Source organism: Bradyrhizobium sp. CCBAU 65884, assembly GCF_028128835.1.
Taxonomy (GTDB): domain Bacteria; phylum Pseudomonadota; class Alphaproteobacteria; order Rhizobiales; family Xanthobacteraceae; genus Bradyrhizobium; species Bradyrhizobium ottawaense.
In genome coordinates, this window is the sequence record NZ_LBJU01000113.1 from 1 (window position 1) to 16338 (window position 16338).

Annotated in this window: 14 protein-coding genes; 2 read left to right on the forward strand and 12 right to left on the reverse strand. The window is 64.0% G+C overall.

Features of this window, described 5'->3' with window-relative positions; translation table 11 throughout:
* Nucleotides 1-515: 515 nt before the first annotated feature.
* The 8 genes from XI03_RS15805 to XI03_RS15840 all read right to left on the reverse strand — a co-directional run bounded on the left by XI03_RS15805 (nt 516) and on the right by XI03_RS15840 (nt 7917).
* Complete coding sequence (locus XI03_RS15805) at nt 516-914, reverse strand: hypothetical protein (protein ID WP_271592613.1); 399 nt, start codon at nt 912-914, stop codon at nt 516-518.
* Nucleotides 915-1304: 390 nt separating this feature from the next.
* Nucleotides 1305-1652 (reverse strand): hypothetical protein, encoded by a 348-nt coding sequence (locus tag XI03_RS15810; protein WP_271592614.1) that lies wholly within the window; start codon nt 1650-1652, stop codon nt 1305-1307.
* 89 nt (nt 1653-1741) lie between these two features.
* Nucleotides 1742-2491 (reverse strand): phosphorylase, encoded by a 750-nt coding sequence (locus tag XI03_RS15815; protein ID WP_038971557.1) that lies wholly within the window; start codon nt 2489-2491, stop codon nt 1742-1744.
* Nucleotides 2488-4470: a squalene--hopene cyclase gene (gene shc / locus XI03_RS15820; protein ID WP_271592615.1), complete on the reverse strand. Its 1983-nt coding sequence runs from the start codon at nt 4468-4470 to the stop codon at nt 2488-2490. Before shc ends, XI03_RS15815 begins: the two co-directional genes overlap by 4 nt.
* 51 nt (nt 4471-4521) lie before the next feature.
* Nucleotides 4522-5778, reverse strand: coding sequence for a hydroxysqualene dehydroxylase HpnE (gene hpnE / locus XI03_RS15825; RefSeq protein WP_271592616.1), 1257 nt, complete (start codon nt 5776-5778; stop codon nt 4522-4524).
* Nucleotides 5778-6617, reverse strand: coding sequence for a presqualene diphosphate synthase HpnD (gene hpnD, locus XI03_RS15830; RefSeq protein ID WP_038971560.1), 840 nt, complete (start codon nt 6615-6617; stop codon nt 5778-5780). Before hpnD ends, hpnE begins: the two co-directional genes overlap by 1 nt.
* Complete coding sequence (gene hpnC, locus XI03_RS15835) at nt 6607-7491, reverse strand: squalene synthase HpnC (RefSeq protein WP_271592617.1); 885 nt, start codon at nt 7489-7491, stop codon at nt 6607-6609. Before hpnC ends, hpnD begins: the two co-directional genes overlap by 11 nt.
* A gap of 192 nt (nt 7492-7683) precedes the next feature.
* A complete protein-coding gene (locus tag XI03_RS15840; protein ID WP_028143219.1) occupies nt 7684-7917 on the reverse strand; it encodes a hypothetical protein in 234 nt (77 codons plus the stop codon).
* A 460-nt stretch (nt 7918-8377) separates the two neighbouring features.
* Here XI03_RS15840 and XI03_RS15845 point away from each other — a divergent pair, with 460 nt between their 5' ends.
* Both XI03_RS15845 and XI03_RS15850 read left to right on the forward strand, forming a co-directional pair.
* Nucleotides 8378-8875, forward strand: coding sequence for a hypothetical protein (locus XI03_RS15845; protein WP_028143220.1), 498 nt, complete (start codon nt 8378-8380; stop codon nt 8873-8875).
* Nucleotides 8876-8968: 93 nt separating this feature from the next.
* Nucleotides 8969-9802 carry a hypothetical protein gene (locus XI03_RS15850; protein ID WP_271592618.1) on the forward strand — a complete coding sequence of 278 codons (834 nt, stop codon included), beginning with the start codon at nt 8969-8971 and terminating at the stop codon, nt 9800-9802.
* Nucleotides 9803-9830: 28 nt separating this feature from the next.
* Here XI03_RS15850 and XI03_RS15855 read toward each other — a convergent pair whose 3' ends face one another.
* From XI03_RS15855 to XI03_RS15870, 4 genes are all read right to left on the reverse strand, one after another.
* Complete coding sequence (locus XI03_RS15855) at nt 9831-12197, reverse strand: efflux RND transporter permease subunit (protein ID WP_271592619.1); 2367 nt, start codon at nt 12195-12197, stop codon at nt 9831-9833.
* A gap of 207 nt (nt 12198-12404) precedes the next feature.
* Nucleotides 12405-13190 carry an ethanolamine ammonia-lyase subunit EutC gene (gene eutC / locus XI03_RS15860; protein ID WP_271592620.1) on the reverse strand — a complete coding sequence of 262 codons (786 nt, stop codon included), beginning with the start codon at nt 13188-13190 and terminating at the stop codon, nt 12405-12407.
* 6 nt (nt 13191-13196) lie between these two features.
* Entirely contained in the window at nt 13197-14783 is a 1587-nt protein-coding gene (locus tag XI03_RS15865) for a B12-binding domain-containing radical SAM protein (RefSeq protein ID WP_271592621.1), read from the reverse strand.
* Between the two features lie 151 nt (nt 14784-14934).
* Nucleotides 14935-16317: an ethanolamine ammonia-lyase subunit EutB gene (locus tag XI03_RS15870; RefSeq protein WP_038947785.1), complete on the reverse strand. Its 1383-nt coding sequence runs from the start codon at nt 16315-16317 to the stop codon at nt 14935-14937.
* Between the last annotated feature and the right edge of the window lie 21 nt (nt 16318-16338).

A 16338-nucleotide genomic window follows, 5' to 3' on the forward strand; every position in this document is an offset into this window, starting at 1 on the left:
GTTTGCCGCCATCTTTGGCACAGCGACGCGAATCTAATGCGAATCTACGATTGCGAACTTGTGACTCGGGACACTAGGATGGATTGAGCTCTTCGCGAAGCCCCATCAGACCATCCGGCCGATTGGGCGGGCGATCAATATGATGACGACGCGACAACGGTGACATTGCACTCAACTCGTAAGCGATCTCCAAGGGGACAGCCGCAACGAGAGCACTTTCGGTCAGCTCGGAGTTAAGTGCACTGTCACCCGTTATCGCGAGCCTCTCCTCGGGTGACGCGCACGCCCAAGTAATTAGTAGTCCCAACGTGCGGAGACCTCGCGATAGATGAGCAGCCCGGCGCTCCACATCACGACGCCGAGACCGCAACCCAACACGATCAGAAGCTCGGGAGCTATCACATGGAGCATCATTCGCATGAACTCCACCCGAGCTGATTGAGAACCGGAAGAAACCTTCGCCAAAATCAAGTAGACTTGCCACTCCCGGAGCACAAACAAGATCACCAGCACTTTTAGAAAGCCCAGCGCGGTTCGTCCTTCCGGAGCAGGAAAAAATAACCCGCGCGGGCCTGCAGCGTAAGAATCCCAAGAACAAGCAACGAGACGAGGAGCGACAAGACAAAAAACTGGCGAACGAAAATGTCTGCTCGATCGAAATCGGCAAACGTAATCTCTTCAAATACTTTGAATTTCTCGGTCAGTGCGACAAACAGCATCCTTTCGGGGAGAGGGAGCGCGAATGGAAATACGAAGTCAATCACGGGCGCAGGCAGTATCAGCGTTTTTCCTTCGCCAAACAGCAGCAATGCGGTGCCGGGGACGATCATAAGCAGTGCGTTGGCCAAGGAATAGCAGTGGCCGACAAAACCGCCTCGGTCTAACCCAAAGTTACCGTTGTCCATGGAGGTCACTGAATCTTATCCTGCGCGTTGCTGCGCAAGTTATCACATCCACAGTCTGCTAAGCAGGGTTAGCAGCAGCAAAGTCAGTGGAAGCACCACGATCGTCGTGAGCAAGCGCTGCTGAACGAACACCCTGGTTTGCTCATCCCTGGGAAACATCTCCCAAGTCATGCGCTCCCAAAGGCCAACTCGGCGCGACGGTTTAAGACCTCGCATCCAAAGAGAGAGATGTGTAATCACCAAAGTAATGAGCAAGGAGATCAGCATGGTCCAGCCAGTCCGCGTCATTTGGCAAGCCTCTCCTGAAGCAATTGGCTGGGCGGCCTTCCCGAAGGACCCGCCCCACTCATCGAGATGCAAGCGGGGCACTCTCGAATAACCCGTCAGTCTCGTCGATGCTTATCCAAACACACTCGAAAACTCTGTGCAGGCTGAGAGCACGTGCCGACGGTTCAACCCGACATTTCCTGAACCGAGCGGTCCGCTGAACTTCACAAGGAGACGCTCCGGATGCTTTGGATTCGGTCTGGCATCCGTCGTCCATGACAAACGCCCAATTCTGGTCTTGATGGCTTCTTGACGTTCACAGGCTAGCGCAATCGAAGTGAACAGCGCACGCACGTCGTCGATGGACATATCCATTGCCGACGACTCTCCCAGATTGCACCAGAGCCGAAATCCTGGACCGAGAAACTCGACGTAAAAGCCATAGCCAGGGCCGACAAGTGAAATCCGCTGGTCTTTCATATGCGCTCTATGGGTCCATAGCTCACGACAAAAGAAAAAGCCCAGTCGCGAGACCGGGCTTTCCTTTATTCTCAGCTCTCCGACGCCACTCACGCCGCCTTCGACACCAGCGCCTCGCTCTCGATCAGCTCGGTACCGATCAGATAGTCCCGGCAGCCCCGCAGGCTCCGCAGCGCGCGGTTGAAGTCGATGCCTGTCGAGACCAGCGCATGCAGCGTTGCGGGATTGCGCACGATGCCGCGCAGCACGGCGGCGAGGTCGATCTGACCGTTCGGCTTGATGGCGGCGCGGGCGAGCGCCGGCAATGCGCGGTGGGCGGGATCGCTGATGACGCGGACCGCGGCAAAGGGCAGCCCGGCTTCGGTGGCATAGGCGGCCGCGATGTGGCTTTCCATGTCGACGGCGGAAGCACCGGTCTCGGAATGCAGCGCCGCCTTGCAGGCGCGCTTGGTGACCACTTCCTCGGCACCGGCGAGGCTGCCGCGCACCACGCGGCGGCGGCCCGAGGTCAGGCGGTCGATCAAATCGTCGCCAAGCGAGAGCCCTGCGGCCCAACGGGTATCGCCGTCGAGCACCTCGGTCGCCAGCACGACGTCGCCGGAGCGCAGGCTCGGGTCGAGCCCGCCGGCCACGCCGAACGAGATCACGCCGCGAATCGTCTCTGGATCCACCACCGTCAGCAGCGCCCGCAACTGGGTCGGGCTGCTGGATGAACAAATCACGGCCATTCCGGGCCCGGCTGCGATGCGGGCCTCCTGAACCAGTCCGGTCACGATCAGTATCGGCCGCGGGTCGATGGCATTACCCACGGTAAAATAGTCCCCCGTCCCCAAAGTCACATTCCGACCCCTACCACCCTGCTGTTGGTGTTCCGCAAGTTCCGATACCGCGCCAGTGCCCACAACGGAAAGAACTTTGGGTAACCATGATACCGCAGATAGAACACGCGGGGGAAGCCTGTGGCGGTGTACCGCTGCTCGTCCCACAGTCCTTTTTTGTTCTGTGTTGCAATCAGGTACTCCACCCCGCGGGCGACGGCCGGGTGATCAACCTCGCCTGCCGCCATCAGGGCAAGCAAGGCCCATGCCGTTTGCGAGGCGGTCGAGGGGGCGGCCTCCCATCCCCGGTAGTCCAGCCGGTAGCTGACGGCGTCCTCGCCCCAGCCGCCGTCCTCGTTCTGGATCGAGGCCAGCCAGCCGGCGGCCTTCCGAATCATGGGGTCCTTGTGGGCGACGCCGGCCATGTTGAGGGCGCAGAGCACCGACCAGGTTCCATAGATGAAATTCATGCCCCAGCGGCCGTACCAGGAGCCCTCGGGGTGCTGAGTCTTCCTGAGGTAGGCGACCCCGTCAGCCACGTGCTTGCTGGTCTTCTCGGTCTCGCCGAGCTGGGCCAGCATCGAGATGCAGCGCGCCGTGACGTCCTCGGTCGGCGGGTCGAGCAGCGCGCCGTGGTCCGAGAACGGGATGTTGTTGAGATAGTATTCGAGATTGTTGACGTCGAAGGCGGCCCAGCCGCCATCGTCGCTCTGCATGCCCTCGATCCACTCCCGGCCGCGATCGATCGCGGCGTCGTAGCCGGTCGCACCGTGCTCCCGGCGCATGCGGTCCATCGACATTACCACCACGGCGGTGTCGTCGAGATCGGGGTAATGCGCGTTGTTGTACTGGAAGGCCCAGCCGCCCGGACGCACGTCGGGCCGCTTCACGGCCCAGTCGCCCTTCACCTCGAGCTCCTGCTTCGGGATCAGCCAGTCGAGGCCCTGCTTGGCCGCCGGCACCGCCTTGTCGCCGCCAGCTTCCAGCAGCGCATGCGCCGTCAGCGTCGTGTCCCACACCGGCGAGACGCAGGGCTGGCAATAGGCTTCGTCGTCTTTGATCACGAGCAGCTTGTCGATGCCCCGGCGTGTGATCGCGCGCGGCGGGAAGTTCTCGTCCTTGCCGAGCGCGTCGTACATCATGACGATGTTGGCCATGGGCGGGTAGATCGCGCCCATGCCGTCCTCGCCGTTGAGCCGCTCCTCGGTGAAGGCGAGCGCCGCATCGATGGCGCGCTTGCGCAAGGCCTTCGGGAACATCGGCTCGATTACGCGTAGAATCGCGTCGAGCGAGCGAAACAGCACGAACCAGGCCATGCTCTGGTGCGGCGCCTTCGCGGTCATGCCGATCGAGCGCGGATCCTGCAGGAAGAGCTCGTCGATGCCGACGCCCTTCGGGTTCTTCGCGCGCGGCTTCAGCGCTGCGAGCACCATCAACGGCACCATGGTGGTGCGCGCCCAGTATGAGATCTTGTTGAGGTGGAACGGCGACCAGAACGGCAGCAGCACGATCTCGATCGGCAGCACCGGCACCGCGCGCCAACTCACCACGCCGTACATCGCAAGCAGGAAGCGCGTGAAGACGTTGCTGTTGACAGCGCCGCCGCGCGCGTGGATCGCCTCGCGCGCGCGCACCATGTGCGGGGCGTCGACGGAATCGCCGATCATCTTCAGCGCGAAATAGGCCTTCACGCTGGCGCTCATGTCGAACTCGCCGTCATGCACCAGCGGCCAGCCGCCATGGGCGCCCTGAATGCGGCGCAGGTAATTGGCGATCTTGGCTTCGAGCACGGCATCGACCGGCTCGGCGAGATAGTGGCGCAACAGAACGTATTCGGCCGGAATCGTACAGTCGGCCTCGAGCTCGAACACCCAATGGCCGTCCGCCTGCTGGAAGTCGAGGACGCCCTGCGTCGCCGATGCAATGCTCGATTCCAGGATGCCCGATTGCAAGATCCCCGATTGAAGGGCTTCGCGGCTGGTCGCGTTCACGGAATCCATCTCGCTCGATTGCTCCGATAGTCGATTGAAATTGGCCGGGACGTCTGCCCGTCAGGGCCGCTTTGCGGCGAGAACCAGATCGGCGGCGCGATCACCGGACCGGACCGATCCCTCGATGGTTGCAGGCAATCCCGTAGCAGTCCAATCACCCGCAAGGAACAGGTTTTTCAGCGCAGTGACCGGCCCCGGACGCAGGGCATTCTGCGCCGGCGTCGCCGCAAATGTGGCACGGCGCTCGCGCACGATCTGCCAAGGGGGCAGCTCGCCGGACACGCCGCCGGCCTTGCAGACGTCGTTCCAGATCGTCTGCGCGAGTTCCTCACGCGGCATGTCGACCAGACGGTCGCTGTTGCTGATGGTGACGGACAACCGGTTCGGGAACGCGAACAGCCACTCCACGACGCCGCCGATCACGCCGAGGATGGGCGCCGAAGCCGGCGGCGGTGTGATCCGGAAATGCGCATTCACGATGGCGCGATATTCGGTCGGCGTCTTCACGCCCGGCAGCAGGCTCGCAGCAGCCCGCGGCGGCACCGCCATCACGACGACGTCGCCCTCCCCGATCTGAACGACATCCTCGCCGCCGAAATTCAGCGCACTGGCCTTGCCGTCAGTGCTGGTGAAGGACCGCAGCTCATGGCCGAGTTGAACGGTGTGGCCGCGCTCCTGCAGGAACTTCACGGCCGGCTCGATCAGAACGGCGCTGAGGCCGTCGCGCGCGATGAGGGGACGGCAGGCCTGTCCGCCGGCAAGCAGCGTCTCGCGCACGATGGCGCCGGCAAGCCCGGCCGAGCCCTCGGGCGGATCGACGTTGAGCGCCGCGAGCAGCAGCGGCTGCACCAGACGCTGATAGAGCACGCCTTCGCAAGGAATCGATTTGCCGACCAATGTGTCTTCCGACGCCCAGATCAGCGGCGCCAGCTTCAGATAATCGGTGAGGCCCGTGTCGGGCACGCGGCGGCCTTCGTCGAGCACCCAGGTCGGCAGCCGGCCGGTGCCGAGATCGATCTGCCAGCGCTGCCCGGTCTTGATGTCGACGAAGGGAAACTGCGCGCTGTCAGGGCCGACGAGGCCGGCCTCGCTGCCGATCGAACGCGCATAGGCGCGCGCATGCCTGTTGCCCGACAGCAGCAGATGATTGCCGTTGTCGATGGTGAGATTGGTGGCGCCGTCGAAATAGGAACGGCAACGGCCGCCGGCCTGCTGCGTCGCCTCGTGCACAGCGACCTTGAAGCCGGCATTGGCGAGCCGCACGGCGGCGGAGAGGCCGGAAATTCCGGCACCGATGATATGAGCTGTCTTTTGCATCAGATGAAAGCGTAGCGAAGCAGGATCAGGATACGTGTGACCTTCGACACACGCACCGGCTGGCGCGGCGCGTTGAAGCCGCGCGCAATCAGCAGATCCAGAATGGAATGATAGTATTTCGACATGATCCGCGGCGCGCGCACCGTGCGGCGCTTGTTGCGGTTCATGATCTCGTCCGACTTCTCGAAATGCGTCTTCGCACGCTGCGTCAGCGGCAGGCAGACCTTCGGCAGCGCGCGCTCGGCGATCACGCGGTTCGGATCGTCGGAGGTGATGCCGGCATGCAGCAGCGCCTCGCGCGGCAGATAGAGCCGGCCGAGGCCAGCGTCCTCGTCGATGTCGCGCAGGATATTGGTGAGCTGAAGCGCGCGGCCCAGATGATAGGCGAGCTGGATGCCGTCTTCCTCGGGCAGGCCGAACACCCGCACCGACAGCCGTCCGACGGCGCTGGCGACGCGATCGCAATACAGATCCAGCGTCGCCATGTCGGGCGCGCGGATGTCCTGCGGGACGTCCATCTCCATGCCGTCGACGATGGCGAGGAAATCCTCGCGCTTGAGGCCGAAGGTCTTCACCGAGCCGACGTAGTCCTTCAGCCGCGGCGGCGGATTGCCCTGATAGAGCGCGTCGATGTCGTTGCGCCATTCCTGAAGCGCGGCGAGCCGCTCCGTGCGCGGACCGTCGGAATCGGCGATGTCGTCGACCTGGCGGCAGAAGCTGTAGATCTGGAACATCGCTTCGCGCTGGTCATGCGGCAGGATGCGCATCGCGGCGTAGAACGAGCTGCCGGATGCGGTCGAGCCATAATTGGCGCCGGGCGAGGTCGCCTCAAGCGTCATGTGCAGTCCCCGGTCTGGAAATGGCCTTGCGTCCAATTGCGCGGCGGCCGACCTCGCCGATCATTCCGGCAAGGCTGAAGATGAGCAGTTCGAATTTGTTCAGGTGCACCCGCTCGCGCAGGGGATCGCGCACCTTCAAGAGGCGCACGATACGGTCGGCATAGGCCTGGATCACCGCAACGTCGACGCCGAGGCGGAAATCCCGGATCTCCGCAGCGAGCGACCTGCCCTCGTCGAGCAGCGCTTCATTGCGCACGGCCAGCGCCTGCAGGCAGGCCAGCATCGCCGGCGGCGACTGTGTCAGCCCGAGCTGCTCGACCGAGGCACCGTGTGCTGCCAGCGCATCGCGCGGCAGATAGACGCGATTGAGCTCGCGGAAATCCTTGCCGCAATCCTGCAGGTGATTGTTGATCTGCAAGCCTGCACAGAGCGCATCCGATGCGGCCCAGGTCGAGGTGCTCTCGCCGTGGACATCGAGCATGAAGCGGCCGACCGGCATCGCCGAGTAACGGCAATAGTGGATGACCTCGTCCCAGTTCTCGTAGCGCAGCTTGGTCACGTCCATGCGGAAGGCGATGAGCACGTCGAGCGCATGGCGCGGCGCCATGCCGCGCTCGGCCAGTGCACGGCGCAAAATGACGGCCTCAGCCTGGGTGTCGCCCTTGCCGAGCAGTTCCGCCTCGAGCAGGTCGAGATAAGCGAGCTTCTGATCGGGCGGCAGGGTCGCGTGATCGGCAATGTCGTCGGCGGTGCGGACGAAATTGTAATACGCCAGGATCAGGGCGCGATGACGCGGATGAATGATCCAGGACGCGACGGGAAAATTCTCGTCGCGGTCACCTTTACCGGATCGCAATTCGCTCGCAGAGGTCATCGAGGGCTGGTTTACAATCGTTTGGACAGGAAGGGCTTCTTCGCTCGCGCGGGCTCATGCCGGCGATCCGCCGCGGCCCCCATATAGGGGAATACGGCCGCAAAACCAATCCTGTCTCTCGATGGCTGCCCTTCCGCGGATCGGGCCCGAAAAGGCGGCCCGGAGGCCGCCTTTGTGGGCCAGTGGCCGAGCTTACTGGTTGTGGGTCTTCAGGACCTGGTCGCAGGCCTGCGAGATCTTGGCCCGGTTCTCCTTGAGGCAGGCCAGGATGGTGAAATCGCCCTGGTCGATGACTGGGCGGCAGAACTTCTGCACGTCGCGCGTGCAGGCCTTCTGCTCGGCGTCCGTGCCGCGCCCTGCCTGGGCAAAGGCCGCCGTCGAAAGGGATGCCGACAGCAGGGTGAGAGCGACGAGAAGCTTACGCATTGTATTCCTTCATTCTGACGGCAGAATCGCACCGGACCCGGACTGCACAGGGCGGAGGACCGGAACGGATTGTTCTGATGGCAAGTCGCCGCGACAGGTGCGGCCTCAGAGAAGGCACAAGCACTGGCAAATGCGGCCAAATTGGCGCCACGCCCACCAAATCAGGTCTTCCCTGCGCCTTCATTGGCAGATGTAAGAGATTGATACTACGTCATAATTCGGAAGCACTGCGTTTTACTGCATACCTGTTGCAGAGCTGCATCTGTCCGCCCCGCCTTTCCCGCCGGAAACACGCAGAAACAGGGCAAATCGACCGGTCCGGGTCTGGCGAGAGGCGTCGTGAACCGCCATCTCTGGCGGCCGGGCTTTGAACCTGACACTGGCTCGGAGCACTAAACTTTCGATGTGGCGAGACGTTATCACGCGTAAGCGGGCGTCGTTCCAAAACGGGATATTTGAGATGAAATTCTTTGGGCGATCTGGACTGGCAATCAAAGCGGCCGGCATCGGGGCGGCGCTGCTCTTCTCGGTTTCGGCAGGCCACGCTCAGTCGTCCGGCCCGTTTGCCGGTTTCGACGGCGCGTGGACCGGCACCGGCACGGTGTCGCTGTCCGACGGCTCCACCGAGCGGATTCGCTGCAAGGCCGACTACAAGGTCGCCGGCAGCGGCCTCAATTTGAAGCAGGCTCTGCACTGCGCCTCCGACAGCTACAAGTTCGACCTCACCAGCGACGTGACGAGCCAGGGCGAGCGCATCTCCGGAAATTGGAGCGAGTCCAGCCGCAACATCTTCGGCAATCTCCAGGGCACCGCCGGCGGTGGCCAGATCGACGTGTTCGTCGAGGCCAACGGCTTTGCCGCAAATCTGTCGCTGCGCACCAACGGCACCAAGCAGACGGTGCAGATCAGCTCCAAGGGCGAGATCCGCGGCGTCAACATCACGATGACGAAGGGCTGATTTCGTTCAGCTTGAATGGAATCATTAGCCCCCGGTTCTCGCGAGCCGGGGGCTTTTTGCTGGCATGAACTCACCCGGAACGGACTTGCCGAGATGGACCCGATACGCAGACATCTGCTCAAGGCCGCCGGGCTCTTCGTCGCCACTCGCGCCTTCGCCAATGATCAGCAGGGAGCGAACATGCAGCCTTCGTCCGTGAAGCCGCGTCACGTGCTCTGCTTCCTTGGAAAGAATGAAAGCCTGCTGCGACCGCCGAAGGCGGTGGCCGAGACGATCGCCGATTTGGGCTTCGAGATCGACCGCACCCATTCGCAAGCAAAGCCCGATCCGCACATGGAGCGGTCGTTCGGGGTGTGCTGGGACCGCGTCTTCCCGAAGGCATGGTCCGCATCCGACGAAGCGGCCGTGGCCAACCACAAGTCAGTCCTCTACGTGCTGGGCCCGCCGATGGCTCAGCAGAAGACGGCCGCCTTTTCAGCCGCGGCCCTGCAGATCGTGGACGAGATGCTCGACGCGGGCGCCGTCGCGGCGAAGGGCGAGAGCGCCGGCGTCGCTCACGGCATCGCGCGGTGGCGAGGTCTCATGGATCAGGCGCGCAAGGGCGCCATAACCAGCCAGGGCCTCAGCATGACCCCCGCCGTCACCAAGGCCTGCCGCCTTGCCTTCGCCAAGCGCCCGCTCGCCGGTCACAGCTATTACGAGACCGTCGGCTATCACCTCGTCGGCCTGCCGGAGGTTTACGTCGCGAAACCGCGCGGCAACGAATGGTCCGCGGTGATGGCGATGGAGGAGATCGCCGACGCCATGGCCGAGCGCGGCATCGAGGCGACGCTGCGCGAGCGCAAGCTCACGCTCTCGCACGAGCAGGACTACGCCGAGAGCGACTTCAAGTTCAATCCGTACGGGATCGTCCGGATCGAGGCGTGAGGCAGGGCAGCCTTAGCTGCCTCGCCGCTCAGATTGCCGGCTTGTCGGTCCCCTGCAGCTTGGCGTGCAGGTTGATCAGCCACATCGCCGTCGGCCGCAGGATGAAGAGGTCGGCGACCAAGGCCATCACCATCGAGAAGGCGCTGAGCCAGCCGAACAGCCGCAGCGATGGCAGGTCGGAGAACACGGTGACGACGAGGCCGCAGGCCAGCACCACCGTGGTCAGGATCAGCGCCGGGCCGACCAGCACGGTCGCGCGCTCCACCGCGAGCGCCGAGCCGACGCCCGGCTTGCTCTCGAGCCGGAGGCGGTTGAGGAAGTGGATGGTGGCGCTGAGGCCGAGACCGAACGAGACCGTAAGCGCGACGACGCTGGCGAATTGCAGGCCCTCGCCCATCGCCCACAGCACCGTTCCCGACATCACCACCGGGAAGATGCCCGGCAGGATGCAGGCGAACATCACCACCCAGGAGCGGAAGGCGAGGCCGATGAAGATCGCGACCAGCGCGAATTCGACGGTGAGCCCGCGGTTCAGCTTCTCGATCATGCTGGCCGAGTTGCGCGCCGCGATCGCGGCAAGGCCCGTCACCGCGACCTCGTAGCCCGGATGCTTCTTGCGGACGGCGTCGAGCTCGGCATCGAGCTTGTCGACGATCGGCAGGAGCTGGCTGGAATCCTTGTCCGGCACGCGGCCGGCGACCACAACCGCGTCCTGCTCGGCGTCAATGAAGCGCCGCACCAGATGCTCGGGAATGACGCTGACATATTCCTTCAGCGTCGCGACGTCGGCGCTGCCGGCCTTTTCCGCAAGCCAGCGGCGCAGGGTCTCGACCGACCAGACATTGCCGACACCGGCCGCCTTCTCCACGGTCGCATGCACGTCCGCGATGGTCTGCAGCGTCTCCGGCGAATAGAGCGATTCACCCTTGGGGAACTGGATCAGCACATTGACCGGGTTGGCGCCGGTGAGCTTGGCGTCGAGCCGGTTGCTGGCAGCGACCGCCTGACGCTTGTCCGGCACCTGGTCGGCAAGCCGGTAGCGCGGCTCCAGATTGGCGTAGATGACGCCGAGGCCGCCGACGAACAGCACTGCGATCAGGCTGAACAGGCCGGGCCGGCCCACCATCCGCACCGCGATCCAATAGCAGAAATTACGCAGCGCCTGGACGCCGGCATCCGCGCTCTGGAACTTGACCGCGAACGTCTTCTCGTTGCGCACGAGCAGCACGCCGAACACCGGCACCAGCGACAGCACCGCGACCAGCGCGATGATGGTGGCGGCGAGGCCCGCCTCACCGAACTTGCGGATCAGGTCCGAGTTGGAGAACTGCAGCGCGATGAAGGAAATGCCGGCGGTGCCGTGCGTCAGCACGCAGGCCGGGCCCACCACCAGCACCGCGTTCTTGAACGCGGTGAACTTGTCCTGGCCCGCGATCAGCCGGTCGCGCGCGGCGAAGGTGAGCTGCATCGAGTCCGAGAAGCTGATGACCATGATGAGCGGCGTCATCACGTTCAGGAACATGTTGAGATTGAAATTGGCCCAGCCGAGCGCGCCGAGCGCCAACAGGATCGCGATCATCGGCGGAAACGCCGCGGCGACCATGAACGAGATCTTGCGGAAGAAGATGATGGCGATGATGCAGCCGGCGAGAATGCCGAGGATGTTGTAGGTCAGCCCGTCGCGTTCGACGGCATTGCGGATCTCGAGCTGCATGACCGGCACGCCCGAGAGCTGCACGTTGAGACCGGTGTCGCTGAGATCCTCCTTCATCAGGGCGCGGATGTCGCCCACGGTCTTGGTCAGCTTGCTGGACGCCACCACCTCCGGATCGAGCGACAGCACGATCAGCGCCAGCGTGCCGTCTTCCGACAACAGCTTGCCGCGGATGATCTCGTTGTTTTTGACGGTCTCGATGAACTTGTCGTAGTCGGCGCCCTCGGGCAGTTGGGCCGGGAACAGCGCCGCCGGCAGCTTGCCCGGTGCCGGCGCCTGGCGTGCCGAGAACAGCGAGACCAGCCCGCGCGTGCCTTCGACCAGTTGCAGGTCGGTGACGAAGTCGCGCAGCTTCTCCAGATTGTTCCGGGCCAGCAGGTTCTTGCCCTCGACCACGACGAGGACGTCGAATTCCTCGGCCGGGAACTTCTTCGTGACCTCTTCATATTGATGGAATTCGCGACTGTCGGAGCGAAACAGCTGCGACAGCGAATCGTCGATCTTGATCCGGTGGATGCCGAACACGGCTCCGACGATCAGGACGAGCAGGACGATGCAGGAGACGATCGGCGCCCGGACGGCGATCAGCCCGATGCGCTCCAGCCCGAAGGCGATCGAGGACGTAGGTCCCTGCTCGACCTTGTCGACATGAACCTCATTCTCGCTGTGCTTTTCGAGCATGCCTTATCCAGTTCCTAAATCGGCTCGGGCTGAGAGCTTATTGCGCCCCGCGAACGGCTTGAAAACGCCATACCAATGGGAGGCTTGCCCTTTGAAAATGCGCGGAAAATCGCCGCGAGGGGTTTAGCAGGTGAACCGGTCTTTTCGCAAGCAGGCGAAGTGTGGCCGAATCGATCAAGAAGTGGCGATCTGGGCCGGGGATGCCCGTCATTCGGGCAATGCCGTGCCAATTCGACGCGGCGCGCGGTCCGCGCTCTCGTCCTTCAGCGCCACGCCGCTGACCTGCCGGGCCAGCCCCTCGCGGACCAGCCAGGCGATCTTGAAGGCGGCCTCGTCGTAGCTCAACCCGGCGTGATGGATATTGGACACGCAATTTCGCTCGGCGTCGGTGCGGCCGGGCTTCGGCGCAAAGGTCAGATAAGCGCCGAGGCTATCGGGCGCCGACAGGCCCGGCCGCTCGCCGATCAGCATCAAGGCCATGCGCGCACCGAGAATGGCGCCGATCTCGTCGCCGAGCGCGACGCGCGCGCCTGACGCGACGACGACATGGCCGACCGCGACGTCATCCCCTTCGGCGAGCAGGGGCAGCAGGTGCCTCACCAGCGCCGCCGCATGGGCGTGGACTGCCGCCGCGGACAGGCCGTCGCCGATCACGAGCGCAAGCCGGCACGGCGCCGAAGCCGCTCGCGCCAAGACCTCGGCCGAGCCGGGGGCGAGCCGTCGTCCCAGATCCGGCCGCCGCAGATAGTCCCTGCGGTCGACCGCCTGGCTCCTCACCTCGGTGACGGCAAGCCCCAGCGCGCCGAGATCGGCGAGCAAACGCGGCGCATCGAAGGCGGCATGCACGGCATCGCGGGCGCGGGCATGATCGAGCGTGAAATCGAGCAGCGCCTTGGTCGGCACGCTAGCGCCGCTGCGCCCGAGCGCCACGCGCGCGGGCGTGAACGCCCGCAGATCGAGGGTCGGACGGCGCGGCAGGGCCGGATCAGACATGTCGCATCATTCGGCGGGAACGGCGGCCTCGCGCAGCCGGATCGAGTAGTTCGAGGCGTTCTGCCTGCCGCTGGAGGCCGCGCGCGCAAAGGTGATGAGGTGGTGCGCGATCAGGGTGCATCCGATCAGACCTTCGACATCGCCGCGCTTGAGGCGCCCCAGCGCGAACTTCCAGAACACGCGCTTGTAGTCACCGAGCACGCCGACCTTCCAGAAGATGTTGCGCAGCATGACGAGGCCACGCCTGATGTTGGCCCAGGTCTTCATCTCGTCCGGGGTCGGCACCTTGAGGCGGTGAACATAAACGTGGTCGCATTGATACTGGAAGCGCGCGTAGACCTTCTCGGGCGCATATGCGACCGCCATCGCGTGCTTCCAGGACGCGACGACGTCGTCATAGGGCAGCAGGAAGTCGACGTTGGAATCGCGGCCGTCGTCTTCGACCAGGCGCCCCTCGCGCTCCAGCCGGTCCCACAGCGGCGTCTTCGGCAGCGCCTGAAGCAGGTTGATCGTGAGCAGCGGAATCCGGGACTCCTCGACGAAGCCGAGCAGCGCCTCAGACGTATTCGGCTTGTCGGTGTCGAGTCCCATGATGATGCCGGAGACGACCTCCATGCCGTAGGAGTTGATGGTGCGCACGCCCTCCAGGATCGGGACCATCATGTTGTGGTCCTTCTGCATCGCCTTCAGCGCGTCGGGATCGGGCGTCTCGATTCCGCAGAAGATGGTGATGAAATAGGCCTCGCGCATCTTCTCGAGGATCTCGGGCCGCTTGGCGATGTTGAGCGTCGCCTCGCAGGCGAGCCGCACCACGTAGCCGGTCCGCTTCTGCCATTCGATCAGATGCGGCAGCAGATCCAGCGCCGCCTTGCGGTTGCCGATGAAATTGTCGTCGACGAAATAGACCGTGTCCGTCATGCCGCATTCGCGCAGGCGGTCGAGCTCGGCGATGATCTGCTCCGGCGCTTTGAGGCGTGGATTGCGGCCGTAGAGGCCGGGGATGTCGCAGAACTCGCACTGATAGGGACAGCCGCTGGAATACTGGATGCTGCCGAGCATGTATTTCTTCACGTCGGCAAGCTCGTAGGCCGGGATCGGAAACTCCGTCATCGGCACGCGGTCCTTGGTGGTGAGCACCACCTGTTCCTCAGGACGCGTGCTGTCGCGCGACAGGATCTCGATCAGCTGGTTGGTGGCATCGCCGAGCTCGCCGACATGGAGATAGTCGAAGGACGGATAATAGTCGGGACAGGCGCTGACGGAGGGACCGCCGAGCGCGACCGGCAGATCGAATTCATGAGCGCGGCGGCAGATGTCGTTCATCTGCTGGCGCTGGATGTGCATGCCGCTGACGAAGACCACCTCGGCCCACTCGAACTCCTCCCTGGTCGTGCGACGCAGGTTCTCGTCGACGAATTTGACCTGCCAATCCTGCGGCAGATAGGCCGAGATCAGCAGCAGCCCCTGCGGCGGCATGAAGGCACGGACACCATCGGTCAGGGGATAGGAATGCTCGAACGTCCCGAACGACGAGGTGTAGCGCGGAAACACACAGAGAATCCGCCGCGACGTTCCGTTACTTTCAGCTCGCATCAAAGCTCCCCCGCCACGCTCGATCTGGTTGCGGAAATAGCCAGCCAGACACATAGCGTAATGCCGTCGCCGGAATTTCTCAATATTGTGGCACAAGCATAATTCGGAGAGGGACCAATGGTTTCCTGAAGGCCTTAGGGAGCTTCCAGCCTCAGGCGATCAGCCGCGAGGCAAAATCGGGCAGCAGGCCTGCATCGCCGGCAAGACGGAAATCGGCGCCAGTAATCCCTGCCTGCACCAGCCAGTCGTCGAATTCCGGCGCGCGGCGCAGACCGAAGACGTCCCGGACATAGAGCGCGTCGTGAAAAGACGTCGACTGGTAGTTCAACATGACGTCGTCGGCGCCGGGGACACCCATGATGAAGGTGACGCCGGCGGCTGCGAGCAGCGTCAGCAGATTGTCCATGTCGTCCTGGTCCGCCTCGGCGTGATTGGTGTAGCAGATGTCGATCCCGAGCGGCAGGCCGAGCAATTTGCCGCAGAAATGATCCTCCAGCCCGGCGCGGATGATTTCCTTGCCATCATAGAGATATTCCGGGCCGATGAAGCCGACCACGCTGTTGACCAGCAGCGGGGCAAAGGCGCGGGCGACCGCATAGGCGCGCGCCTCGCAGGTCTGCTGGTCGACGCCGTGGTGGGCGCCCGCCGACAGCGCCGAGCCCTGGCCGGTCTCGAAATACATCACGTTCTGCCCGACCGTGCCGCGCCCCTGCGACAACCCGGCCTGCTGCGCCTCCTTCAGAAGCGCAAGGTCGATGCCGAAACTGCGATTGGCGGCCTCGGTGCCGGCGACCGACTGGAAGACAAGGTCGACCGGCACGCCCTGCCCGATCAGCGCCAGCGTCGTCGTGACATGGGTCAGCACGCAAGCTTGCGTCGGGATCTTCAGCCGCGTGATGATCTCGTCGAGCAGTCGCAGCAATTGCGCGATGACGGCCGGATCGTCGCTCGCGGGATTGATGCCGATGCAGGCATCGCCGGCACCCAGCAGAATGCCGTCGAGGATCGAGGCGGTGATACCCCTGGCATCGTCGAAGGGATGGTTGGGCTGCAGCCGCGTGCTCATCCGCCCCTTCAGGCCGATGGTGTTGCGGAAGGCGGTGGTGACCTCGCATTTCCGCGCCGCCAGGATCAGATCCTGATTGCGCATCAGCTTCGACACTGCGGCTGCCATCTCCGGGGTGATGCCGCCCGCCAGCTTGCGCAGGATTTCGGGCGTTGCGGCATCCGACAGCAGCCAGTCGCGGAAGGCACCAACCGTCAGCGACGCCACCGGCGCGAAGGCCTTCGCGTCATGGCTGTCGATGACGAGGCGGGTGACCTCGTCGGCCTCGTAGGGAATCACGGCTTCCTGCAGGAATTGGCCGAGCGGGACGTCGGCGAGCGCCATCCGCGCCGCGATCATCTGCTCGGCGGTGTCGGCGGTGATCCCGGCCAGCCGGTCGCCGGAGCGCGGCGGCGTCGCCCTGGCAAGGAGGTCGCGCAGGTCCGGGAAGGTGTGGGTCGTGGCGTCGATGGTATGGCGGTAGACCAAGGGTCTCTCCGGGGTGCGTCG